Genomic DNA, 26448 nt, shown 5'->3' with positions numbered 1-26448 from the left:
ACGGATATGAAAAAACTAATGTATATTTTTCTTGTATTGTCGGTATTGACTGGTTGCAAGGAGAAAAAAAACGCCGGGGCAATGAAGGGAATGCCGACGCCGGCAATTAGCGTAGCGAAACCTATAGTGAAGGATATCACTTTGACGAAAGATTATCCGGGCTATCTGACGACGGAGAAGACTGTAAATCTTGTAGCCAGAGTGAACGGAACATTACAGTCTGTTTCTTACACACCGGGCGGACGGGTAAAAAAGGGGCAACTGCTGTTTGTAATAGAGCCTGCCTTATATAATGATAAAGTGGCGCAGGCGGAAGCTGAACTGAAAACAGCTCAGGCGCAGCTGGAATACGCTCGTAATAATTATAGCCGGATGAAAGAGGCGGTGAAGAGTGATGCTGTGAGTAAGATACAAGTGTTGCAGTCGGAATCGTCTGTGAAAGAGGGGGTAGCGGCTGTCAGCAATGCGGAAGCTGCTTTAAGTACAGCACGTACAAATTTAGGGTATTGCTATGTCCGTGCTCCTTTTGACGGGACAATCAGTAAATCGACAGTCGATGTCGGCAGCTATGTAGGCGGTTCTTTGCAACCGGTCACATTGGCCACTATTTATAAGGACGACCAGATGTACGCGTATTTTAATGTCGCTGATAATCAATGGCTGGAGATGTCTATGAATAATCAGCAATCGGCGAAGAGCCTCCCGCAGAAGATTATGGTTCAGTTGGGGAAAGAGGGGGCTGAAACTTATCCGGCAACACTGGATTATCTGTCACCGAACGTGGATTTGAATACAGGAACTTTGATGGTTCGTGCCAACTTTGACAATCCGCAGGGGGTATTGAAAAGCGGATTGTACGTCAGCATTACATTGCCTTATGGAGAGGCTGATCATGCAGTTCTTGTGAAAGAGGCTTCAATCGGAACCGATCAGCTCGGTAAATTCCTGTATGCTGTTAATGATTCGGATATAGTACGTTATCGGCATATTGAGGTAGGACAATTGATTAATGATACCTTACGCCAAGTATTGGGAGGACTTTCACCTCAGGAACGATATGTAACCGAAGCTCTGATGAAAGTCAGGGATGGAATGAAGATAAAGCCGATACCTTGATATGATCGGTTTGTTGGTTTTCCCCGAACGGTGTAGGCAAGTAACTATTTGTCCTTAACTAAATATTAATCGTAAACTTATATATTATGTTTTCTAAGTTTTTCATTAACCGACCAATCTTTGCTACCGTACTTGCCCTGCTCATTGTGGTAGCCGGTTTGATCGCGCTCAATATATTACCTGTGGCGCAATTTCCGGAGATAACGCCTCCGACAGTACAAGTGTCGGCTGTCTATCCCGGTGCAAATGCCGAAACTGTAGCCCAAACGGTAGGGCTTCCCATCGAACAGCAGGTGAATGGGGTGGACGGTATGCTTTATATGTCTTCAAATTCTTCCTCTTCGGGAGCATATTCGTTGACAATAACATTTGCCGTCGGTACAGATATTGATATGGCTACCGTGCAAGTCCAGAACAGGGTAAGTGTTGCACAGTCCTCCCTGCCGGAGCCTGTAGTGGTGCAGGGAGTAACGGTGCAGAAACAGTCTTCCAATATCGTCATGTTTTTGACAATGACTTCGCAGGATTCCGTTTACAACAGTCTTTATCTGACTAACTATGCAAAACTGAATTTAGTCGATCAGTTATCGCGTGTGCCGGGTGTAGGGGCTGTTAATGTCATGGGAGCGGGTGATTACTCCATGCGTATCTGGCTGGACCCTGAAGCCATGCGTATCCGGAACATCTCTCCGGCACAAGTGTATCAGTCTATCCAATCTCAGAATATGGAGGTGTCTGCCGGTTATATCGGTCAACCTATTGGAAAGGACAATAAAAACGCTTTTCAATATACGCTTAATGTACAGGGACGACTTACTTCTCCGGAGCAATTTGGAAATATTATCATTCGTCGGGAACAGGATGGGGCAATGCTTCGTCTCAAAGATATTGCGCGAATAGATTTGGGATCTGCTTCTTATAATGTAGTATCCCGGTTGAAAGGTAAGCCTACCGCAGCTATTGCTATCTATCAGCAACCGGGTTCCAATTCGCTGGACGTTTCAAAAGGGGTGAAGGCAAAAATGGAGGAAATGGCAGCTAGTTTTCCCGCAGGAATTGCCTATAACGTAACCTTGGATACAACGGATGTAATTCATGCCTCTATTGATGAGGTAATGGTGACATTCTTTGAAACAACACTGCTTGTGGTACTGGTAATTTTCTTGTTTTTGCAGAACTGGAGAGCGGTTATTATTCCTTGTATCACCATTCCTGTATCATTAATCGGTACGCTGGCAGTCATGGCAGCATTTGGTTTTTCCATCAATACGCTTACTTTGTTCGGATTGATTCTGGCAGTTGCCATTGTTGTGGATGATGCCATAGTGGTGGTTGAAAATGCTTCGAGATTATTGGAAACCGGACAATATTCGACTCGTGAAGCAGTAACGAAAGCCATGGGAGAAATTACAGGACCGATTGTCGGAGTGGTGCTTGTGCTGCTTGCTGTATTTATTCCGACGATGATGATCAGCGGAATTTCCGGTCAGTTGTATAAGCAATTTGCATTGACAATTGCTGCTTCCACAGTATTGAGTGGTTTTAACTCATTGACACTGACACCTGCTCTCTGTGCGTTGTTTTTGGAAAAGAGCAAACCATCTAATTTCTTTATATACAAGGGATTCAATAAAGCGTATGATAAAACGCAGGGAGTGTATGACAGCACGGTGAAGTGGTTGCTCCAGCGCCCGGTCATTTCTTTTGTGTCTTTTGCTGTTTTGACGGTTATTGCCATCATACTCTTTATGCGTTGGCCGTCGACATTTATTCCGGATGAAGATGATGGTTATTTTATAGCTGTTGTTCAGCTCCCTCCGGCAGCCAGTCTGGAGCGTACGCAAGCTGTCGGGGATAAAATCAATGCTATTTTGGATTCTTATCCGGAAGTGGAGAATTATATTGGAATCTCCGGTTTTTCCGTAATGGGAGGAGGTGAGCAGAGCAATTCCGCTACCTATTTTGTTGTTCTGAAAAACTGGGATGAAAGGAAAGGGAAGGAGCATACGGCTGCTGTCGTTGTCGACCGTTTTAATGGGGAAGCGTATATGGAAATCCAGGCTGGCCAGGCATTTGCTATGGTACCTCCGGCTATTCCCGGTTTGGGTACCTCCGGTGGTTTGCAACTTCAGCTGGAGGACCGGAGAAATTTAGGGCCGACGGAAATGCAACAGGCTATTAACTCGCTGCTTGCTTCTTATCATTCCAAACCGGCTTTGGCTTCTGTATCCAGCCAGTACCAGGCAAATGTTCCGCAATACTTCTTGAATATCGACCGTGATAAAGTGCAATTCATGGGTATTGCCCTAAATGATGTATTCTCGACATTAAGTTACTATATGGGTGCGGCATACGTGAATGATTTTGTTGAATTTGGCCACATTTATCAAGTGAAAATAGAAGCACGTGACCAGGCGCAACGGGTTATTGATGACGTTTTAAAACTAAGTGTTGCCAACTCGGCAGGAGAGATGGTGCCTCTTTCTTCCTTTACCAAAGTGGAAGAACGGTTGGGGCAGGATCAGATCAATCGTTACAATATGTATTCGACAGCTGCTCTGACCTGTAACGTAGCTCCCGGCAGTAGCTCAGGACAGGCTATTCAAGAAATGGAAGCTTTGTTCAAAGAACAGTTGGGAGACGAATTTGGTTATGAATGGACATCGGTTGCCTATCAGGAAACGCAGGCGGGAAATACTACTACTGTTGTTTTGGTTATGGCTTTAATTGTAGCTTTCTTGGTTCTGGCTGCGCAGTATGAAAGCTGGACCAGTCCGGTAGCTGCTGTTATCGGGTTGCCTGTAGCTCTGCTGGGAGCGATGATAGGCTGTCTGATCATGGGGACTCCGGTCAGTGTCTATACACAAATTGGTATTATCCTGCTTGTTGCACTTTCGGCCAAAAACGGTATTCTGATTGTAGAATTTGCCCGTGATTTTCGTGCCGAAGGAAACTCTATTCGTGAGGCGGCATACGAAGCTGGACATGTTCGTTTGCGCCCGATTCTGATGACTTCTTTTGCTTTTGTATTAGGGGTGATGCCTTTGCTTTTCGCTGCCGGAGCCGGTGCACAGAGTCGTATAGCATTGGGGACTGCGGTCGTTTTCGGTATGGCAATGAATACTTTATTAGCGACGATTTATATTCCTAACTTCTATGAATTGATGCAGAAATTGCAGGAAAGATTTAGTAAGAAGAAGGATAATGATGTGAAAAAAGATACGAATATGTAAAAATAGAATATCGTTTGCAACGTATCTGAAATCAATAATATTATGGTGTCACTATGTGCTTGGGATACTGATACTATGTGTCTGGTATAGTGTCAGTATCCCAAGCACATAGTGACACCATTTTTATAGGATGTTATAATCGGGAATATCCTGAAGAAAGGTATAACTCTGATGTGCATAATCTATCCGGCAACAATAATGTTGCATTCCGTTGCTTACTATCAGATAATCAACTTTCAACACCATATTATAGCGGGTTATCTGATCGAATACGGCTTGTGTGATTTCGATGTGCGGGGCTTTGTATTCTACGATCATTCGCGCTGACAGATCTCTCCGGTAAAGCACGGTATCACATCTTTTGGTTGTACCGTTCAGCTTGACCATTACCTCGTTGGCAAGCAGCGCGCTCGGATATCCTTTGTGTGCAATAAGAAAGTGAACAAAGTGTTGACGTACCCATTCTTCGGGGGTAAGCGCGACATATCGTTTGCGAATCACGTCGAAAATTACATTTTTTCCGTTTCGTACGTTTATTTTAGTGTCGAATACTGGTAGGTTTAACGATAACATTTATTATTTTTGTAAGTTAAATAACGGTTTCTATTATTGGAACCACAAATTTAATAGATAATTATGAAAACGAAAGAAGAAATCGTAGCTAATTGGCTACCCCGTTACACAAAACGTAACCTGGAAGATTTTGGAGAGTATATTCTGTTGACTAACTTCAACAAGTACGTAGAGATTTTCGCAAATCAATTTGATGTTCCTATTTTGGGTAGAGATGCCAATATGATTTCTGCTACAGCCGAGGGCATTACAATGATTAACTTCGGTATGGGTAGCCCTAATGCTGCCATTATCATGGATTTATTGGGAGCTATTCGTCCGAAAGCCTGCCTGTTTTTGGGGAAATGTGGCGGCATCGACAAGAAAAATCAGATTGGCGATTTAATTCTTCCTATTGCTGCTATTCGTGGTGAAGGAACATCCAATGATTATTTTCCACCTGAAGTTCCTGCTTTACCTGCGTTTATGTTGCAGCGTGCCGTTTCTTCGTCAATTCGTGACTATGGCCGCGATTATTGGACGGGTACTGTCTACACTACTAACCGCCGTATCTGGGAACATGATGAAGTATTTAAGGAATATCTGAAAAAAACCCGGGCAATGGCAGTAGATATGGAAACGGCTACTTTGTTCAGTTGCGGTTTTGCCAACCACATTCCAACAGGCGCTTTATTGCTAGTGTCCGATCAACCTATGACTCCGGATGGAGTGAAGACAGATAAAAGTGATAATTTGGTCACCAAGAATTATGTGGAAGAGCATGTCGAGATAGGCATTGCTTCTTTGCGCATGATTATTGATGCAAAGAAAACTGTAAAACACTTGAAATTCGACTGGTAACCACCGGCCTTTCTAAAAATATATATGGCAAAACAAGAACTGACCTGTGATGATATCCTCAAAGAACTGAGGGCGAAGCAGTATCGTCCCATCTACTATTTGATGGGGGAAGAATCGTATTATATCGATTTAATTGCCGATTACATTACCGATAATGTGTTGAACGAAACGGAAAAAGAGTTCAATCTGACTGTAGTGTACGGGGCTGATGTGGATGTAGCGACTATCATAAATGCTGCAAAACGCTATCCTATGATGTCTGAACATCAGGTAGTAGTAGTCAAGGAGGCACAAGCAGTCCGAAACATCGAAGAATTATCGTACTATCTTCAGAAACCGCTTCATTCCACTATTTTGGTGATATGTCATAAGCACGGAACGTTGGACCGTAGAAAGAAACTGGCTGCTGAAGTAGAAAAGACCGGTGTGCTGTTTGAATCCAAGAAGATAAAAGATGCTCAGCTTCCAGCTTTCATTGCTTCTTATATGAAGCGGAAAGGAGTAGATGTGGAACCCAAGGCAACGGCTATGCTGGCTGATTTTGTCGGCTCGGATTTAAGCCGTTTGACGGGTGAATTGGAAAAGCTGATTATCACTTTACCTGTGGGGCAGAAACGTGTAACTCCCGAACAAATCGAGAAGAATATAGGCATAAGCAAAGATTATAATAACTTTGAATTACGAAGCGCTCTGGTTGAAAAGGATATTCTGAAAGCAAATAAAATAATAAAATACTTTGAGGAAAATCCAAAAACGAATCCAATTCAAATGACATTGTCTCTGTTGTTCAGCTTTTATTCGAACTTGATGTTGGCGTATTATGCACCTGATAAGTCGGAGCAGGGAATTGCCAATATGCTGGGATTAAGAACTCCTTGGCAAGCTCGGGATTATGCTGTTGCGATGCGCAAATATAGTGGAGTGAAGACAATGCAGATTGTTGGTGAAATACGATATGCTGATGCTAAATCAAAAGGAGTGAAGAACAGTTCAATGTCCGACGGAGATATTCTTCGTGAATTAGTGTTTAAAATTTTGCATTAGCGAAACTGAATATTCTAATAAATAAAAGGCATATACTTTTACTGTAAAGCAGATTAAGTATATGCCTTTTTTGTATGCTTCAAATAATACTTGGTTAAGCTCATAGTCAAATCTCTTTTTTAAGGTGAATATTTTACAATGAATCAGTTATTCTTTTCTCTTTATTTTTTATTCATGAAAAGGAATCTGAATAATTTCACTTTCTCTATTTAAATTCTCTTTTAGCAGTATTTCTCTTATTTAGTTTATACTATAATCATTTTTTAGAATTGAAAAAATCGGATTTCGTTCAGACTATAATATAGAATGGAAAACCATATTGGCATAGATAGATTTTATATAAAATAGAGGGAGACTCTTCTTTCTCCTAAACTTATAAAATGTCATTTTGATAATTCGGGAAAATAATTGAGGTGTTTTACTATGTTTTTCCTAGTTAGTCTAAATTTTGATATTGATAAAATGAGCTTAATCCGCTGTAGTATAGATTGTTATTGTGAAAATAATGCTTCTAGAATCGAAAAAAAATCATCAATCGACCGAATATGCAGAAATATGGCAAGGATTTGCTATTTGTGAGCTAGATCAGAGGTAAATGTAAAGGAAGATTTGAGTAGTTCTTAATATACATAAGTAAATGGCGTATTTTATCCCTTGATTTATTGCTGTTGCAACTATTGAAATTTACTTTTGTATAAACGTATTTGTTTGTTTGTGAATTTTATATTCGTGAACGCGATACAAATGTTATTATACGATGCTGAGTACAAAAGTAAATGCAGTAATTTACATTAATAATAATGTGTGTATAGATGTAATAGGAGGGCGGTTAACATTCTATCTTTATACTACTATATTATTGTATATCATATAAATATCATCTATTTCTAAATTATTACTCTAAAAAGGTGATTTGATTGGCTTATATTTTTGTGAAATTCTTGTGCATCTCCTTGGTTTTGTTTGTTATACGACTGTTTATCAGTTGATTATTGGGCTTTATTAAATCTTATATATTAGTTGTTTTTGTATGTTTTTTCATGTTTTACAAGAGTGATATTCCATTTGTAATAATGTGCATACTTTTGTGATATTAATATTTTTATAATTGTAATTTGCATTTGTGATTTGTAATATTTACCTTTGTATATTCATAGAGATAGTTGATATTTCTGTGAAATCTATGTTTAATACATACAATTGTAACAAGAAAAGGCTGTATGGAAATAAAAGACAGAATTAGAATGATAATGGAGAGAGAAAAAGTTCCTCCCAGGGTTTTTGCTGAGACAATTGGAGTTCAGCAGTCCACTCTCTCACATATTTTGAATGATCGGAATAAACCAAGCTTGGAGGTTGTAATGAAGGTACATCAGACTTATAGTTATGTAAATCTTGAATGGCTGCTTTATGGTAAAGGTGAAATGATAGCTTCTGTAGAAGATGCTTCTATAGTTTCTTCCAGTGGCGATTATCAGCCTTCTTTATTTGATGAGAATCCTGTAAATTCGTCCAAAGAGCCGTTCAATCCGGAAAATCGCAAGGAAATGCCATTAAGAAGTACTGAAAATGCACCCAAAGAGATTGTAAAACAGGAGATTAGGTATATAGAAAAGCCTGCCAGAAAAATCACTGAAATAAGAATCTTTTTTGATGATAATACTTATGAAACCTTTCGACCTGAAAAATGAGAGGTAAAATCGGTGGTTTGAGCAAATTCCTGTATCTTTGCATCCGGAATACGAATTTATACTTTTATATCCATACATGAAGAAATTTATTTTAGATCTGACAGTCACTGAGAATATTAGATTGAATGCAAACTATGTGTTGCTGAAATTGACTTCTCAGTCATTACTGCCCGAAATGTTGCCGGGGCAGTTTGCTGAGCTTCGGGTGGACGGTTCATTAACCACTTTTTTACGCCGTCCTATTTCTATTAATTTTGTAGACAAGCGACAAAACGAGGTATGGTTTCTTATTCAATTGATTGGAGATGGAACAAGACGTTTAGGAGAAGTAAATCCGGGCGATGTGATCAATGTAGTACTTCCTTTGGGAAATGGCTATACAATACCTCAAAAGCCTTCAGATAAGCTTCTATTAGTAGGTGGAGGTGTCGGAACAGCTCCTATGTTATATTTAGGTGAGCAATTGGCGAAAAATGGTCATAAGCCTACCTTTCTTTTGGGTGCCCGCAGTGATAAAGATCTGCTGCAACTGGAAGAATTCGCTAAGTATGGCGAGGTGTATACTACCACAGAAGACGGAAGTCACGGAGAAAGAGGGTATGTCACTCAGCATTCTATATTAAATCAGGTACGTTTTGAGCAGATTTATACTTGCGGGCCTAAACCAATGATGATGGCTGTGGCAAAATATGCCAAAAGTAATCAGATAGAATGTGAAGTCTCTTTAGAAAACACAATGGCTTGTGGAATCGGAGCATGCCTCTGTTGTGTGGAAAATACGACAGAAGGACATTTGTGTGTATGTAAAGAAGGTCCTGTTTTTAATATAAATAAACTACTATGGCAGATTTGAGTGTAAATATAGGTGAATTACAGATGAAGAATCCGGTGATGACAGCATCTGGTACATTTGGATATGGTGAAGAGTTCTCAGATTTCATTGATATAGCGCGAATAGGCGGTATTATTGTAAAAGGTACTACTCTTCACAAACGTGAAGGTAATCCATATCCTCGTATGGCAGAGACTCCTTCTGGTATGTTAAACGCTGTAGGACTGCAAAATAAGGGTGTTGATTACTTTGTTGAACAGATATATCCCCGTATAAAGGATATTCAGACGAATATGATTGTAAATGTATCCGGGTCTGCTATTGAGGATTATGTGAAAACTGCAGAGATTATTAATGAACTTGACAAAATTCCTGCTATAGAATTGAATATCTCGTGCCCTAATGTAAAACAAGGAGGTATGGCTTTTGGTGTGTCAGCAAAAGGTGCTTCAGAAGTGGTAAAAGCAGTGCGTGCTGCTTACAAAAAGACACTTATCGTTAAACTCTCTCCGAACGTTACCGATATAACAGAAATAGCCCGCGCAGCAGAAGAAAGTGGTGCAGATAGTGTATCATTAATCAATACATTGCTAGGAATGGCTATTGATGCGGAGCGTAAGCGCCCTATTCTGTCAACTGTAACAGGGGGAATGTCCGGTGCTGCTGTGAAACCGATCGCTTTACGTATGGTTTGGCAAGTTGCGAAATCGGTAAATATTCCTGTCATAGGATTAGGGGGGATTATGAACTGGAAAGATGCTGTTGAGTTCATGCTTGCTGGTGCATCTGCTATCCAGATTGGTACAGCAAATTTCATAGATCCGGCTGTTACCATTAAAGTTGAAGATGGTATAAATGATTACTTAGAGAGACACGGATGTAAGTCTGTTAAAGAGATAATTGGTGCACTTGAGGTATAATTGAAAACATACAATAACCCTTCGTATAGAAACTGAAAGAAAAATGTTATTTTGCTATCCAAAGTTTGCCTAATAAAATCGTTAACGGGAATGATAGATGAAAAAGATATTTAGGCCGAAGAGTAAAATAGCAGATTTGTCTTTCTTATAGAAGATAAATAAAAACGACGGTAAGATTTCTTGAATTTCTTGCCGTCGTTTTTATTTACATATATTCATTAGTCTTCTAGTAAGTCAGGACGAAGTTTCCGGGTGCGTTCTAAAGATTGCTGTAGTTCCCATTCTTTTATTTTTGCTTCATGGCCGGATAATAAAATATCGGGTACTTTCCAGCCTTTATAGTCGGCAGGACGAGTGTAGACAGGGGCTGCCAGCAGATTGTCCTGGAAGGAGTCGGAAAGTGCAGATTGTTCATCTGAAATCACTCCAGGGATAATACGGACAATTGCATCTGCCATGACTGCTGCTGCTAGTTCACCTCCTGTCAATACATAGTCACCGATACTGATTTCTTTAGTGATCAGATGTTCACGGATACGATAATCAATACCTTTAAAATGTCCGCAAAGGATAATCAGGTTTTGAGCCAAAGAAAGACTGTTAGCCATTGGCTGATTGAACTGTTCTCCATCAGGGGTCGTAAAAATCACTTCATCATAGTTTCGTTCTGCCTTCAAAGCGTTAATGCAACGTTCGATAGGTTCTATTTTCATGACCATTCCGGCAAATCCGCCAAAAGGGTAGTCATCAACACGGCGATATTTATCTTCGGTATAGTCGCGCAGATTGTGGATATGTATTTCTGCAAGTCCTTTATCCTGAGCCCGTTTCATTATAGAGCAATTGAAGAACCCCTCAATCATTTCGGGTAAAACTGTTATAATATCAATACGCATAATCTTTATAATTTTTCGCAAAAGTACAAATATTCAAAGATAAACCTGTATTTTTGCCTTAAACAATCGAAGAAATATGGATATAAAGGAAAAAATAGAGGAATTGCGTGCTGAACTTCATCGGCATAACTATAATTATTACGTGTTGAATGCCCCTGAAATTTCAGATAAAGACTTTGATGATAAGATGCGAGAACTTCAGGATTTGGAGCAGGCATATCCGGAATATAGAGACGAAAATTCGCCTACCATGCGCGTCGGTAGTGATATCAACAAAAATTTTACCCAGGTTGCGCATAAATATCCTATGTTGTCTTTGGCAAATACATACTCTGAAGGCGAAGTCACGGATTTTTATGAGCGTGTACGAAAGGCGTTGAATGAGGATTTTGAGATTTGCTGTGAGATGAAATATGATGGTACTTCTATTTCTCTGACCTATGAAGATGGAAAATTGCTTCGTGCCGTCACTCGTGGAGATGGAGAAAAGGGTGATGATGTGACGGATAATGTGAAGACGATCCGCTCTATCCCACTTGTACTTCATGGTGACAATTATCCTTCCTCTTTTGAGATACGTGGCGAAATTCTCATGCCTTGGGAGGTATTTGAAGAGTTGAATCGTGAAAAAGAAGCACGTGAAGAGCCGTTATTCGCTAATCCAAGAAATGCGGCTTCCGGTACGCTGAAGCTTCAGAACTCTTCTGTTGTGGCTTCTCGTAAGTTGGATGCATATTTGTATTACCTGTTGGGAGATAAGCTTCCATGTGACGGACATTATGAAAATCTTCAGGAAGCTGCAAAATGGGGATTTAAAATATCTGATTTGACACGTAAATGTCAGACACTGGAAGAAGTATTTGATTTTATCAATTATTGGGATGTAGAACGGAAGAATCTGCCGGTAGCTACCGATGGCATTGTTTTAAAGGTAAATAGTTTGAGACAGCAAAAGAATCTCGGTTTTACGGCAAAATCTCCCAGATGGGCAATTGCTTATAAATTTCAGGCAGAGCGTGCATTAACCCGGTTGAATATGGTTACTTATCAGGTAGGCAGAACAGGCGCTGTTACTCCTGTTGCCAACTTAGATGCTGTTCAGCTCTCTGGAACGATTGTAAAACGTGCTTCATTGCATAATGCGGACATAATTGAAGGGCTTGATCTGCATATCGGAGATATGGTATATGTAGAAAAAGGAGGTGAAATCATTCCTAAAATTACAGGAGTGGATAAAGATGCCCGTAGTTTTATGCTTGGTGAGAAAGTCAGGTTCATTACCAATTGCCCCGAATGTGGCAGCAAATTAATAAGATATGAAGGTGAAGCCGCTCATTATTGTCCAAATGAAACTGCCTGTCCTCCACAGATAAAAGGCAAAATAGAGCATTTTATAAGTCGGAAAGCTATGAATATTGATGGATTGGGACCTGAAACGGTGGATATGTTCTATCGTTTAGGCTTAATTCATAATACGGCAGACCTGTATGAGTTGACAGCTGATGATATTAAAGGACTGGACCGTATGGGAGAAAAATCTGCCGAGAATATTATTACGGGAATTGCACAGAGCAAGACCGTTCCTTTTGAGCGTGTCATTTTTGCTTTGGGGATTCGCTTTGTTGGCGAGACAGTAGCAAAGAAAATTGCCAAGTCTTTTGAGAATATTGATGAGCTGCAACAGGCTGACCTTGAAAAGCTGATAAGTATCGATGAAATCGGGGAAAAAATAGCAAAGAGCATTCTTTTGTACTTTTCAAATGAGTCCAATCGCGAGTTAGTTGGCAGGTTAAAAGCAGCCGGACTTCAACTTTATCGCAGAGAAGAAGATATGAGTGGGTATACGGATAAATTAGCTGGTCAGTCTATTGTGATTAGCGGTGTGTTTACACATCATTCGCGAGATGAATACAAAGATCTTATTGAGAAAAATGGCGGTAAGAATGTAGGAAGTATTTCTGCAAAGACTAGTTTTATCCTTGCCGGAGACAATATGGGGCCAGCCAAACTGGAAAAAGCAAAAAAACTTGGAGTAACCATACTAAGCGAGGACGAATTTCTGAAACTTATATCGTAAGATATGAAAAATATTCGTACTTTTGCGCCTAATAAAATTAGAGATTATAATTAAAACTCATGATACAGACTAAATTGAAAGGAATGGGGGTAGCACTGATTACTCCTTTCAAAGAGGATGAAAGCGTTGATTATGATGCGTTGATGCGTTTGGTAGACTATCTATTGCAGAATAATGCGGATTTCTTGTGCGTGCTGGGAACTACAGCCGAAACTCCGACTCTTACCGAGGATGAGAAGAAGACTATCAAAAAAATGGTGATTGATCGTGTTAACGGCAGAATTCCTATTTTATTGGGTGTAGGTGGTAACAACACACGTGCAATAGTAGAAACATTAAAAAATGACGATTTTACAGGAGTTGACGCTATATTGTCTGTAGTGCCATATTATAATAAACCATCGCAAGAGGGAATTTATCAGCATTATAAAGCTATATCAGAAGCTACAGAACTCCCTATTGTGTTGTATAATGTCCCGGGGCGCACAGGGGTAAATATGACGGCTGAAACAACTTTGCGCATTGCCCGCAATTTCAGCAATGTAATTGCCATTAAGGAAGCTTCCGGTAACATTACCCAAATGGATGATATTATCAAGAATAAACCAGATAATTTCAATGTTATTTCTGGTGATGACGGCATCACTTTCCCGCTAATAACATTGGGAGCTGTTGGGGTGATCTCTGTAATCGGTAATGCTTTCCCACGTGAATTTAGCCGTATGACACGCTTGGCGCTTCAGGGGGATTTTGCTAATGCTCTTACTATTCATCACAGGTTTACTGAGTTATTTGATCTTTTGTTTGTGGATGGAAATCCGGCTGGAGTAAAATCAATGTTGAATGCAATGGGAATGATCGAAAATAAGCTTCGATTGCCACTTGTTCCAACAAGAATAACAACGTTTGAGGCAATACGTAAGGTTTTAAACGAGTTAAATATTAAATGCTGATAGGATCGGGAAAGGTATTAATCTTCCGTGCATCTTATTATAAATATTTCCCCTTCACCCTCTCTCGTAATTCTTAATTAATGCGAGTGTGGTGGAGGTTTTTTTTTGAGTGAAATTCTAATCTTCCTAATGTTCAAAGATAAACTTTCTGATGTTTGAAAATAAGTATTGAAGTGTTTGAGAAAAACATCCTATTGATTGAATGTAATCAAGCGGTCGGTTTAAAATATCTTTCTTGATGTCGATTTTCTTCGATGAAATGGGGGAAAATGCAAAATCCTCTGCAAAAATGCAGAGGATTTTGGTGATCGCGACAGGATTCAAACCTGTAACCGGCTGATCCGTAGTCAGCTACTCTATTCAGTTGAGCTACGCGACCTTGTTAAGTATTGTAGAAGTGACCGCGACAGGATTCAAACCTGTAACCGGCTGATCCGTAGTCAGCTACTCTATTCAGTTGAGCTACGCGGCCATTCTGTTTTCCGAAAAAGTGATCGCGACAGGATTCAAACCTGTAACCGGCTGATCCGTAGTCAGCTACTCTATTCAGTTGAGCTACGCGACCATTGTTTCGTTTTAACGGGTGCAAAGATACGTACTTTTCCCGAATTAGCAAGCGTTTGGCGACTTTTTTTGCGGAAAATTATTCGATGAAACGGTAATTAAACAGTTGGAAACCGATACTTAACCCGACATTCCACTCCCTTCTCGGTGAGCTATAATGATTTACATAAGCAGAGATGTCTCCGAAGGGTAATTGACACACTACAGAAATTTCTCCTAAATATTCGAATTTAGAGAAAGCTTTTCCATAATATGCTTTATTTAATGAGTTTCTTTCAATCGGATAAATAGGCATAAAACCATAAAATTCAGCTCGCAGGTGGAACATTTGGTTGAGACGATAGATTGGGCGGATACCAGCTCCCACAAATTGATTGGCACGAAAAGCTTCGTTATAGGTAAGCTTACTATGTTGTGTAGGCGAAAATTCACCAGCTTGCATCATAGTTGCCGTATAGTTCTCTGAGAAATTCTTAGAAGCATACAGAGCTTTTAAATACCACCCTAAGACCCAGTGCTCGTTCATCGTATGGTATTTTTCTTTCATATATGATAATTGTAACCAGGAATGGTGTTCTTTATTTATTTGAATTCCTTTGGTTTCTTCGCCGGGATAGAATCTTTCCCGGCCTATAAATATCTGTGCGATAAGGGCTTCTTTGTAGCCCTGCGTCGGGTATTGTCGTGAATTAAGCGTGCTACCATTGAAGCTAATAGAGCCACCGAACAAATCGTAACGACTTCTGTCAAATCTATCCTTCTCAAAGTCGATGATGTTTCTCTGGAAATATTTGTCTTCTATTCTGGCGATTCCTATTCCAAATTCAGCTCGTTTACTCAAAAGAAATGGTAATCCTACCTGAAGTTTGAGAAAGCGTTCATCTTTCTGATTAAATGCCGGTTTGTCATTTCTGGAAAATAACTTGTCTTTTTTGAAGTAATCAAAAGTTGTGATGGATGCGATAAAACGGTAAGAGGTTGGGATTGCCGTAGAAAAGTCAATCTTTGCCATAAATTGTGCATTATTATAGACTTTCCCAAGTTGTCCGTCAAAAAGCAACTCCTTCGCATAGTAATTTAGATCCTGATAGCTGAGTCCGAGATAAATTTGGTTGGAATTGGATGTGGAAATATTCCCTCCTAATCGTACGGCAAAATTATTTTCCAGTTTAACTTTTAAATGCAGGTCATATGTTTCATCCTCCGGATTGTATACAGCGTGTGGAATGATCTCAGAAATCATATTATCTGAAAGTAACCGGAAATATCCTTCTTTCAAGTCTTCATAAGTGAATTCCTTATTGTCAGAACTATGAAATTCTTTTTTAATGTATGCCTGTTGCTGGGGATTTGCTCCGTCAATGATGATGTTCTTGAAGCGTAATTCCGGATAGTTGCTTCGATATACCATTCTTCTCAAACGTATATTATCTAGATTCACCCGCCTGTGTATGCGGCTTTTTATAGAATCCATCATACTTATGGTCCGGTTATAACCAATATCGTGTAATTCATCTATTCGCTGAAAATCCATCAAACTGACATTGTCATATTTGAATGTCATCAAAATACCCATTGAATCTGGAATAGAATAGTCGGTTTTTTGCATAACCATATTTTCTATTTGGCTCATAAGGTCATTTTCCTTGGGCTTAGTAGGATTGGTAGATACAACGCTCCCAATTATAATATCCGGGTGAAAATCATCTCTCATAACGTCTGTAGGGAAGTTATTGTAGATTCCCCCGTCATATGCTAAAACATTGTCAATCTCTATCGGCTTAAACATAAAGGGAAAACTCATGGAGGCCCGGACAGCATCCCCCAAATCTCCATTTTTCATTACCAGTTGCTTTTTATTGTATACATCAGAGGCTATGCAGCGGAAAGGGACAAATAACTTATCGAAATCACCTTTACATGCGGCTGTAGCACGTGCATACAAATCTACAAATACCAAATTCATTTGTATGGGATTTACCACACTTGTGGGCAAAAATTGTGGTTTGAAATTTTTTAATGAGTCTTTGAACGAAAAACGAATATTAAAAAATTCCGGTGTCGGGACATTTTTTTTGAAATGATATACGTATTTTTCTTCTATCTGTCCTGAATACCATCTTTTAAAGTCTTCCGATTTTAATAATTCTTCCATATCGTCAGGAGAATACCCCATCGCATAGAGAGAGCCAATGATAGCTCCCATAGAGGTTCCTGTAATATAATCAATGGGAATGTTATTTTCTTCTAAGGCACGGATGATACCGATGTGTGTCAATCCTTTAGCGCCACCTCCACTTAAAACAAGACCTACTTTTTGGGCGCAGACAGTTGGTATGAATAACCATATAGCAATTAACACTAAAAGTATTTTTCTCATAACCTGAATCAAACAATTGAAGTTTTTATCATTTAGTGTTCAAATATATGCAATACTTTCCAAATTATCGATATTTTAGCGTTCGTTTTATGATGAAAAAAGAGCATTACAACATGTTTTAGTGTTGAATGCTCTTTCATTGATTTATGTTATAAATAAAGGGGCGATATTAAATCAGCTCAATACTACGCTTCACAAAGTTATTTAATGCTTCACCTTTTAGCATATTATTCTGCAATAGGGCTAAATCGATGAGTTGGCGGATTACCTTGTTGTTGTTGGCATATCCTGCAAAGATGTTCTCTTTTTTATTTTTAAGTTCATCCCATTTCTTGTCCAAGTCATTCAATTCGTCTTTCTCGGTAGTAGGAATTTCTTCTTCTTTCTTATTCTTCTGACTGTCTTTTAGTTCATTGCGACGCTTATTGACACTGTTCATCTCTGTTTGTATAGGAGCTACTTCAGGATGACAAACTGCTTCTTCTTCATCAAGCACTTGCTTAATAAGCTTATGGTCGGAGTTTAGAACCAGGTTAAACATATCCGGCATTTCTCCATAGAAGCTCATTCCAGCTTGAATATTTGCCATTTCTTTCATACGACGCATATATTCGCTTTGAGTAATCATCACCGGTGCTGAATTATCTCCCAATGCTTGTGTCATTACATTGAACTCAACTTTATCCATCTTAGGCAATTGACTCTTGAAAGCAGTTGTGATGGCTTCCTGCTTTTCTCCTTCCAATGTTTCGCCTTTTTTATCTTCTTTGATGATAAGGTTGTCGATAACATCACTGTCTACACGAGTGAAGCGCGATTTCTCAAACTTTTGTTCCAACATGCTTACCATAGCTACATCTAATTGACCATCCATAAGCAAGACATTGTATCCCTTATTTGTGGCAGCTTCAATATAGCTGAATTGTTCGTCCTTATTATTAGCATACAAATAAATCAGATTTCCATCTTTATCTGTCTGATTATCTTTAATAAGAGTCTGATACTCTTCAAATGTATAATGTTTGTTATCTGTATCGGTGAAAAGGGCGAATTTTTGCGCTTTCTCATAGAAATCTTCTTGAGTTAGCATGCCATAATTGATAAATATTTTCAAATCATTCCACTTCTCTTCAAACTGTTTGCGATCGTTCTTAAAGATAGATTGCAGGCGATCGGAAACTTTCTTCGTGATATAGGTCGAGATCTTCTTCACATTCGAGTCGCTTTGCAAATAAGAACGGGATACATTCAATGGAATATCCGGAGAATCTATAACTCCATGTAATAAAGTCAAGAAGTCGGGTACAATTCCCTCTACAGAATCCGTTACATATACTTGGTTGCAATATAACTGAATCTTATTTTTATTCAGTTCAATATTACTCTTTACTTTCGGGAAATAAAGAATACCAGTCAAATGGAATGGATAATCTACATTCAGATGAATCCAAAACAGTGGTTCATCTGACATCGGATACAGCTTGGTATAGAATGATTTGTAATCTTCGTCTGACAGTTCACTCGGTTTGCGAGTCCACAAGGGAGTGGTATCGTTGATAATATTGTCTTCAGTAGTTTCTACCTGTTTACCATCTTTCCATTCTTTCTTTTTACCAAATGCGATAGGTACGGGAAGGAAACTGCAATATTTCTTTAGAAGCTCAGAAATACGCGCTTCTTCGAGGAATTCTTTGCAGTCCTCATCGATATATAGGATGATATCTGAACCACGATCTGCCTTATCTACTTCTTCAAGAGTAAATTCCGGACTGCCATCACAAGTCCATTTTATAGCTTGTGCTCCATCTTTGTAGGATTTAGTGATAATTTCTACTTTTTTTGCAACCATAAAAGCAGAATAGAAACCTAAGCCGAAATGTCCAATGATTGCATTTGCATCATCTTTGTATTTTTCCAGAAAGTCATTGGCTCCTGAAAATGCAATCTGGTTGATGTACTTTTCAATTTCTTCTGCAGTCAGACCAATACCACGGTCAGAGATAGTAATAGTGTCTTTACCTAATTCAACGTGAATTGTCAGATTACCCAATTCACCTTTAAACTCACCAATAGAGGCAAGGGTATTCAATTTTTGAGTGGCATCTACTGCATTAGATACTAATTCGCGAAGAAAAATTTCATGGTCACTGTACAAGAACTTTTTGATGATAGGGAAAATGTTCTCTGTTGTAACCCCAATATTACCTTTTTGCATAATAACGTATATTTTTTTGGTTTATTTATTAGAATGTTTTTAATTGATATTTGTTCAGATAGAGACAAAAAAAATGCCAGACCTTGAGGTCTGACATTCTGGCATATTTTATGACTTGTTTTATCTAGGAAACCTTCTCTCAGGAAGCAATAGCTTTCATCTCCAATTCGCCTTTTTCTTTGTTTAGCGAGATTTGAATTACATCTTTTTCTTTTAAAGAAGAAGTAATGATGAGTTCTGATAGTCCATCCTCCAAATAAGTCTGAATAGCTCGCTTTAATGGGCGGGCTCCGAATTGCACATCATATCCTTTTTCGGCTACGAATCGTTTTGCTTCGTCATCAATAATAAGCTTATATCCAATAGATTCAATACGCTCATACAGTCCTTTCAGCTCAATGTCAATGATTTTTGTGATAGCCTCCAGAGAAAGCTGGTCGAACGTTATGATTTCATCGATACGGTTAATAAATTCAGGCGCGAATGATTTATTTAAAGCCTTTTGTATGACACTTCGTGAGAATTCTTTGTCATCCAGGCGACTTTGCGTTGCAAATCCTACGCCACGTCCAAACTCCTTCAACTGGCGAGTACCAATATTGGAAGTCATGATAACAACTGTATTTTTAAAATCAACCATTCTGCCATAACTGTCAGTCAAACGACCCTCATCCATCACTTGAAGAAGGAGGTTGAACACATCAGGATGTGCTTTTTCAATTTCATCAAGTAGGACAATAGAATAAGGTTTGCGACGCACTTTCTCTGTTAATTGTCCGCCTTCTTCATATCCTACATATCCCGGAGGTGCTCCAACCAGACGTGAGACCGTAAATTTCTCCATGAATTCACTCATATCTATTCGGATTAGCGCATCGGAAGAACCAAACATGTATTTAGCCAATTCTTTAGCTAAATGGGTTTTACCTACACCAGTCGGACCTAAAAACATAAAGGTCCCAATGGGCTTATTAGGATCTTTCAATCCCACACGGCTTCTTAAAATAGCCTTGACTAGTTTTTCTATAGCCGGATCCTGTGCGATGACTTTTGATTGCAGGTCCTCCTTCATGCCGGCTAACTTGATTCCTTCAGCTTGTGCCATACGTTGTACTGGAATACCGGACATCATAGAAATAACATTAGCAATTTCTTCTGCATCAACAGTCTGTCTGTTCTCTTTCAGGCTGTTTTCCCATTCCCGTTTCATTTCATCCAACTGAATAGTAAGTTCCTTCTCCTTATCGCGGAAGCTGGCAGCGAGTTCGAAATTCTGTGATTTCACAGCTTCATTTTTCTTGCTTTTGGCTTCTTCAATGAGCTTTTCCTGTTCTTCAATTTCTTTAGGTACGTTGACGTTGGTTAGATGTACACGTGATCCTGCTTCATCCAAAGCATCAATAGCCTTGTCGGGGAAGTTACGGTCCGTAATATAGCGGTCTGTCAACTTGACACAAGCTTCTAAGGCTTCATCCGTATAGTTTACATTATGATGGTCTTCATATTTATCCTTGATATTACGCAGAATCTGAAGAGTTTCATCAGCAGTAGTAGGTTCTACCATTACTTTCTGGAAACGACGTTCCAAGGCCCCGTCTTTTTCTATATTCTTGCGATATTCATCAAGAGTAGTGGCACCGATACATTGTATTTCGCCCCGTGCCAATGCAGGTTTCAGCATATTGGCCGCATCCATTGAGCCGGCAGCAGACCCTGCACCTACAATTGTATGGATCTCATCAATGAATAAAATCACATTCGGATTCCTCTGTAACTCGTTGAGAATGGAACGGATACGCTCTTCGAATTGACCACGGTATTTTGTTCCTGCCACAACCGCGGTCATGTCAAGAGCTACCACCCGTTTATCAAACAAGATACGCGATACTTTCTTTTGAATGATTCTCAAAGCAAGTCCTTCAACGATTGCCGATTTTCCTACGCCAGGCTCACCAATCAAAATTGGATTATTTTTTTTGCGCCGACTGAGGATTTGAGCCAAACGTTCGATTTCCTTTTCTCTGCCTACTACCGGGTCCAAACGTCCTTCTTCTGCCGCTTTTGTCATATCTGTACCGAAATTGTCAAGCACAGGAGTGTCATTAGAAGGCTTTTTCGAAGCTGTTTGCGCCTGTTGCTGGCGTTCTTCAGAACCGCTTCCACCGGATCGGGGAGAAGACATTTCTTCGTCATCATCGTCCTCTGTGAATCCCATGCCGGAATTTACATCTGGCTGTAATGTAGCTTGTTCCAACACTTTCACATAATTAATGTCATTAGCTTCGAGCACGGAAGCTGCCATATTGTTTTTTTCTCTTAGGATCGCTAACAAAACATGCTCTGTATCAGCTATATTACTTTTCATTCCACGTGCCTCTAAAATACACATTTTCAATATTTTGGCCGCGTCGTTAGACAACGGTATCTCTGCGTCAGGCAATAGCATATCATCAGCTTCTGTCTTCAGCCGAGCTTCAATCTGCTGCTTTACTGCAGCTAAATTGGTGTTGAGTTTTGACAATATCTCGATAGCTTTTCCTTCACCGTCACGAAGCATTCCCAGAAGTAGATGCTCAGGTCCGATATGCCTACTCCTCAATCGGTTAGCTTCTTCCTTGCTATAGACGATAATGTCGGAAACTCTTTGTGAGAATTGATTATTCATACTTTTTCCTTTTCTTCTAAGGGGTTATTTACTGGCAAATATACGCATTTAATCAAGTTTGTATTGCATATTTGCTTTATTTCTTATCTCTACAAATGGCGTGCCATAAAATGCCATGTTTTTAGTTATATATATAAGGTATAACAAATATTGTCCCCTGTTTTTCGTGAATATGTTTTTTTATGATGGCATTTATTCTTTTTCTCTTTTCTTTTTCTAATATTAATGGTTGGAAGTCAATTCGTTCACTGGAATTTTTAATTTTAATAACTAAATATGAACAAATAGACTGTCCTTCAAGCAGAAAAAAACTTTCTTCGGAAAAACTTTCGTATATCGTGGAAAAGTAGTACTTTAGCGTGGTTTTTCACAGACCATACAATGTATAATTAATAATCATTTTAAATGCTTGAACAAGACAGAATTATAAAGATTAACATCGAGGAGGAAATGAAGTCATCGTACATTGACTACTCCATGTCGGTCATTGTTTCACGTGCCCTTCCGGATGTTAGAGATGGATTTAAGCCCGTTCACCGTAGAATTTTATACGGAATGATGGAATTGGGTAATACTTCAGACAAACCTTATAAAAAATCTGCAAGAATTGTGGGTGAAGTACTGGGTAAGTACCACCCGCATGGAGACTCTTCAGTTTATTATGCTATGGTGCGTATGGCTCAGGAATGGGCAATGCGTTATCCTTTAGTAGATGGCCAAGGTAACTTTGGTTCTGTAGATGGTGATAGCCCCGCTGCTATGCGTTATACGGAGGCTCGTCTAAACAAGTTGGGTGAAGCGATGATGGATGACCTGTATAAGGAAACTGTAGACTTCGAACCTAACTTTGATAATACGTTGACGGAACCGAAAGTTATGCCAACCCGTATCCCTAATCTTTTGGTTAACGGTGCCTCTGGTATTGCTGTAGGTATGGCGACTAATATGCCTCCTCATAACCTTTCGGAAGTGATTGATGCTTGTGAAGCATATATTGATAATCAGGAAATCACAGTGGAAGAATTGATGAATTATGTCAAGGCTCCGGATTTCCCTACAGGCGGTTATATATATGGTATAAGTGGGGTGCGCGAAGGGTATCTGACAGGTCGTGGCCGAGTGGTTATGCGTGCGAAAGCGGAAATTGAAACCGGACAGACACATGATAAAATCGTAGTGACTGAGATCCCTTACAATGTCAATAAGGCTGAACTGATTAAATATATAGCTGATCTTGTTAATGATAAGAGAATAGAAGGTATCTCGAATGCAAATGATGAGTCTGACCGTGACGGAATGCGTATCGTTATTGATGTAAAACGTGATGCCAATGCGAGCGTAGTACTGAATAAGTTGTATAAGATGACAGCTTTGCAGACTTCTTTCGGTGTGAATAATGTAGCATTAGTTCATGGACGTCCGAAAACGCTGAATCTGAGGGATATGATTAAATACTTCGTGGAACACAGACACGAGGTGGTTATTCGTCGTACTCAGTTCGATTTGCGTAAAGCAAAAGAGCGTGCCCATATCCTTGAAGGTTTGATTATCGCTTCTGATAATATTGATGAAGTTATCCGTATCATTCGTGCAGCCAAGACTCCAAATGATGCAATAGCTGGTTTGATAGAACGTTTTAATCTGACAGAAATACAGTCACGTGCAATTGTAGAGATGCGTTTGCGGCAGTTGACTGGTCTGATGCAAGATCAGCTTCATGCTGAATACGAAGAAATCATGAAACAGATTGCTTATTTGGAAAGCATTTTGGCTGATGATGAGGTATGTCGTAAGGTGATGAAGGATGAATTATTAGAAGTTAAAGCGAAATATGGTGACGAACGTCGTTCTGAAATCGTATATTCTTCCGAAGAATTCAATCCGGAAGACTTCTATGCCGATGATCAGATGATTATTACGATTTCTCACATGGGTTATATCAAACGTACACCATTAACTGAATTTCGTGCACAGAATCGTGGTGGAGTAGGTTCTAAAGGAACAGAGACCCGTGATGCGGACTTTGTAGAGCATATTTATCCGGCTACTATGCACAATACTATGATGTTCTTCACACAGAAGGGGAAATGTTACTGGCTGAAAGTATACGAAATACCAGAAGGAACGAAGAACTCCAAAGGACGTGCTATACAAAACTTGTTAAATATCGACTCTGATGATAGTGTAACTGCATATTTGCGTGTTAAGAGTCTGGATGATTCTGAATATATCAATAGTCATTATGTATTATTCTGTACAAAGAAAGGTGTTATCAAGAAGACATTACTTGAACAATATTCACGCCCACGTCAGAATGGTGTAAATGCTATTACAATTCGTGAGGATGACAGTGTAATTGAAGTTCGAATGACGAATGGTAATAATGAAATTATTATTGCTAATCGCAATGGTCGGGCTATTCGTTTCCATGAGGCTGCAGTCCGTGTAATGGGGCGTACAGCAACAGGTGTGCGTGGTATTACACTAGATAATGATGGCCAGGACGAAGTAATAGGAATGATTTGCATCAAAGATTTAGAAACAGAATCTGTAATGGTTGTTTCTGAACAGGGATATGGCAAGCGTTCTGAAATCGAAGATTATCGTAAGACTAATCGCGGTGGTAAGGGTGTAAAGACCATGAACATTACCGAGAAAACAGGTAAGTTGGTAACAATCAAGTCAGTGACCGATGAGAACGATTTAATGATTATCAATAAATCCGGAATTACTATCCGTCTGAAAGTGGCTGATGTTCGCATTATGGGACGTGCTACTCAAGGTGTTCGTCTGATTAATCTTGAAAAACGTAATGACCAGATTGGTTCTGTATGTAAAGTCATGACAGAAAGCCTTGAGGATGAAATTCCTACAGAAGAAACAGAAGGTACTATTGTAAGCGATCTGTCTAATGACACTCCGGAGGTCGACAATGCAGATGTTGACACAGATATTGATGAAAACAATAACGAAATTGAGGAATAGACATAATATTAATAATTAATCAAACAACAATCATGAAAAGAGTATTATTTTCAATGGTTTTATTGATGGCCGTTAGCTTATCATTCGCTCAAATGAAGAATGTAAAAGAAGCCAAAAGCATTGCCAGTGATGTAAAACCGAATTTTGGTCAGGCTGAAAAGCTGATTAATGAAGCTATTAAGAATCCTGAGACTAAAGATCTTCCTGACACATGGGACGTTGCTGGATTTATTCAGAAACGCTTTATCGAAGAAGAACGTGACAAGAAAGGCGTTTTGAAACAGCCGTTTGACACATTAAAGGCATACAATAGCATTTTGAAAATGTTTGAGTATTATACTAAATGTGATGATTTAGCTCAAGTACCTAATGAAAAAGGTAAAATTAAAAACAAATACAGAAAAGCAAATGCTTCAACTATATTAGTTGAGCGTCCTAATTTGATTAACGGTGGTATTCAATACTTCAACCTTGATAAGAATAAGGAAGCTTTGCAGTTCTTTGCAACATACGTAGAGTCAGCTTCTTATCCTATGTTAGCAGAACAAAATTTAGCTAAAACAGATACTCTTCTGGCACAAATTGCATATTACGCAACATTAGCTGCTGACAGAGTAGGAGACAAAGATGCAATTATTAAGTATGCTCCTGCTGCTTTGGAAGATAAGGATGGAGGTAAATTTGCAATGCAATTGATGGCAGATGCTTATAAAGCTAAAGGTGATACAGCTGCATGGGTTAAATCATTGGAAGAGGGTATTTTAAAGTTCCCGGGAAATGACTATTTCTTTGCGAATTTGGTTGATTACTACACTAGTTCTAACCAAGCATCTAAAGCAATGGAATTTGCTGATAGAATGTTATCTACTGATGCCAACAACAAGTTATATTTATATGTAAAAGCATATCTTTATCATAATATGAAAGAGTATGATAATGCTATTGAATTTTACAAAAAAGCTATCGCTGCAGATCCTGAATATGCAGAAGCATATTCTAATGTAGGACTGGTATATTTGATGAAGGCTCAAGATTATGCTGATAAAGCTACAACAGATATCAATGATCCTAAATATGCAGAGGCACAGGCTACAGTGAAGAAATTCTATGAAGAAGCTAAGCCATTTTACGAAAAAGCCAGAGCTTTGAAGCCAGATCAGAAAGATTTGTGGTTGCAGGGTCTCTATCGTGTTTATTACAATTTGAACATGGGGCCTGAATTTGAAGAAATTGATAAGATGATGAAATAATTATCATTAATCAGTTATTATAAAAAAGACTATCTCAATATTAATGAGATGGTCTTTTTTATTTTTATCTTAAGTTTTGATGTTTTTGAGGGGAGAATGAAAAAGCGGCATCTACATTTATTTTTGGGATGCCGCTTTTATTTTAGAGAGAGAAGAGAGAGTCGTTATTAGTATTATCTTTTTTTTCTATTAAACATAATCATCATTATTCCCT

At 39.1% G+C, this 26448-nt stretch carries 16 protein-coding genes and 3 tRNA genes; 11 read left to right on the top strand and 8 right to left on the bottom strand.

All coding sequences use genetic code 11. From position 1 onward, the window contains the following. Nucleotides 1-6 precede the first annotated feature (6 nt). Nucleotides 7-1116 (top strand): efflux RND transporter periplasmic adaptor subunit, encoded by a 1110-nt coding sequence (locus tag K6V30_RS16210; protein WP_022301771.1) that lies wholly within the window; start codon nt 7-9, stop codon nt 1114-1116. Between the two features lie 86 nt (nt 1117-1202). Continuing rightward, nucleotides 1203-4349: an efflux RND transporter permease subunit gene (locus K6V30_RS16205; protein ID WP_055268880.1), complete on the top strand. Its 3147-nt coding sequence runs from the start codon at nt 1203-1205 to the stop codon at nt 4347-4349. Nucleotides 4350-4472: 123 nt separating this feature from the next. Here the strand turns inward: K6V30_RS16205 and K6V30_RS16200 are convergent, their stop codons facing one another. Further along, the gene (locus K6V30_RS16200) at nt 4473-4922 is read right to left on the bottom strand and encodes a type I restriction enzyme HsdR N-terminal domain-containing protein (RefSeq protein WP_010538022.1); all 450 of its coding nucleotides are present in this window, start codon (nt 4920-4922) and stop codon (nt 4473-4475) included. Nucleotides 4923-4985: 63 nt separating this feature from the next. Between K6V30_RS16200 and K6V30_RS16195 the strand changes: the two genes are divergently transcribed. The 5 genes from K6V30_RS16195 to K6V30_RS16175 all read left to right on the top strand — a co-directional run bounded on the left by K6V30_RS16195 (nt 4986) and on the right by K6V30_RS16175 (nt 10249). After that, nucleotides 4986-5762 carry an AMP nucleosidase gene (locus K6V30_RS16195; RefSeq protein WP_010538021.1) on the top strand — a complete coding sequence of 259 codons (777 nt, stop codon included), beginning with the start codon at nt 4986-4988 and terminating at the stop codon, nt 5760-5762. Between the two features lie 24 nt (nt 5763-5786). Continuing rightward, entirely contained in the window at nt 5787-6806 is a 1020-nt protein-coding gene (gene holA / locus K6V30_RS16190) for a DNA polymerase III subunit delta (protein ID WP_010538020.1), read from the top strand. Nucleotides 6807-8026: 1220 nt separating this feature from the next. Further along, nucleotides 8027-8497 (top strand): helix-turn-helix domain-containing protein, encoded by a 471-nt coding sequence (locus tag K6V30_RS16185; RefSeq protein WP_029425551.1) that lies wholly within the window; start codon nt 8027-8029, stop codon nt 8495-8497. A 76-nt stretch (nt 8498-8573) separates the two neighbouring features. After that, nucleotides 8574-9350 carry a dihydroorotate dehydrogenase electron transfer subunit gene (locus tag K6V30_RS16180; protein WP_010538018.1) on the top strand — a complete coding sequence of 259 codons (777 nt, stop codon included), beginning with the start codon at nt 8574-8576 and terminating at the stop codon, nt 9348-9350. Then, nucleotides 9338-10249, top strand: a complete 912-nt coding sequence (locus tag K6V30_RS16175; protein WP_010538017.1) for a dihydroorotate dehydrogenase — start codon at nt 9338-9340, stop codon at nt 10247-10249. The genes K6V30_RS16180 and K6V30_RS16175 overlap by 13 nt, the downstream gene beginning before the upstream one ends. Nucleotides 10250-10467: 218 nt before the next feature. Here the strand turns inward: K6V30_RS16175 and trmD are convergent, their stop codons facing one another. After that, on the bottom strand, nt 10468-11145 hold the full coding sequence (trmD, locus tag K6V30_RS16170; RefSeq protein ID WP_010538016.1) for a tRNA (guanosine(37)-N1)-methyltransferase TrmD: 678 nt from the start codon (nt 11143-11145) through the stop codon (nt 10468-10470). Between the two features lie 76 nt (nt 11146-11221). On the opposite strand from trmD, the gene ligA reads away from it, so the two are divergent. Together ligA and dapA are read left to right on the top strand one after the other, a co-directional pair. Beyond that, on the top strand, nt 11222-13222 hold the full coding sequence (gene ligA, locus K6V30_RS16165; RefSeq protein ID WP_010538015.1) for an NAD-dependent DNA ligase LigA: 2001 nt from the start codon (nt 11222-11224) through the stop codon (nt 13220-13222). Between the two features lie 59 nt (nt 13223-13281). Beyond that, complete coding sequence (gene dapA / locus K6V30_RS16160) at nt 13282-14175, top strand: 4-hydroxy-tetrahydrodipicolinate synthase (RefSeq protein WP_010538014.1); 894 nt, start codon at nt 13282-13284, stop codon at nt 14173-14175. A gap of 302 nt (nt 14176-14477) precedes the next feature. Here dapA and K6V30_RS16155 read toward each other — a convergent pair. The 6 genes from K6V30_RS16155 to K6V30_RS16130 all read right to left on the bottom strand — a co-directional run bounded on the left by K6V30_RS16155 (nt 14478) and on the right by K6V30_RS16130 (nt 21999). Continuing rightward, nucleotides 14478-14554 (bottom strand) — tRNA-Arg (locus K6V30_RS16155). 19 nt (nt 14555-14573) lie between these two features. Continuing rightward, a tRNA-Arg gene (locus tag K6V30_RS16150) sits at nt 14574-14647 on the bottom strand. Between the two features lie 19 nt (nt 14648-14666). Continuing rightward, nucleotides 14667-14740 (bottom strand) — tRNA-Arg (locus K6V30_RS16145). Between the two features lie 78 nt (nt 14741-14818). Continuing rightward, on the bottom strand, nt 14819-17119 hold the full coding sequence (locus K6V30_RS16140; protein ID WP_055268881.1) for a patatin-like phospholipase family protein: 2301 nt from the start codon (nt 17117-17119) through the stop codon (nt 14819-14821). A gap of 169 nt (nt 17120-17288) precedes the next feature. Then, nucleotides 17289-19334: a molecular chaperone HtpG gene (gene htpG / locus K6V30_RS16135; RefSeq protein ID WP_022300912.1), complete on the bottom strand. Its 2046-nt coding sequence runs from the start codon at nt 19332-19334 to the stop codon at nt 17289-17291. A 139-nt stretch (nt 19335-19473) separates the two neighbouring features. Next, nucleotides 19474-21999, bottom strand: a complete 2526-nt coding sequence (locus K6V30_RS16130; RefSeq protein ID WP_010538011.1) for an ATP-dependent Clp protease ATP-binding subunit — start codon at nt 21997-21999, stop codon at nt 19474-19476. Between the two features lie 405 nt (nt 22000-22404). Here K6V30_RS16130 and gyrA point away from each other — a divergent pair, with 405 nt between their 5' ends. Then, nucleotides 22405-24984, top strand: coding sequence for a DNA gyrase subunit A (gyrA, locus tag K6V30_RS16125; protein ID WP_055268882.1), 2580 nt, complete (start codon nt 22405-22407; stop codon nt 24982-24984). Nucleotides 24985-25016: 32 nt separating this feature from the next. Further along, nucleotides 25017-26234 carry a tetratricopeptide repeat protein gene (locus K6V30_RS16120; RefSeq protein WP_022302163.1) on the top strand — a complete coding sequence of 406 codons (1218 nt, stop codon included), beginning with the start codon at nt 25017-25019 and terminating at the stop codon, nt 26232-26234. Nucleotides 26235-26448 lie beyond the last annotated feature (214 nt).

This window comes from Bacteroides faecis (assembly GCF_020091505.1).
Classification (GTDB): domain Bacteria; phylum Bacteroidota; class Bacteroidia; order Bacteroidales; family Bacteroidaceae; genus Bacteroides; species Bacteroides faecis.
The sequence above is the reverse complement of the archived record's forward strand: the minus strand, read 5'-3'. Positions and strand labels throughout refer to the sequence as shown.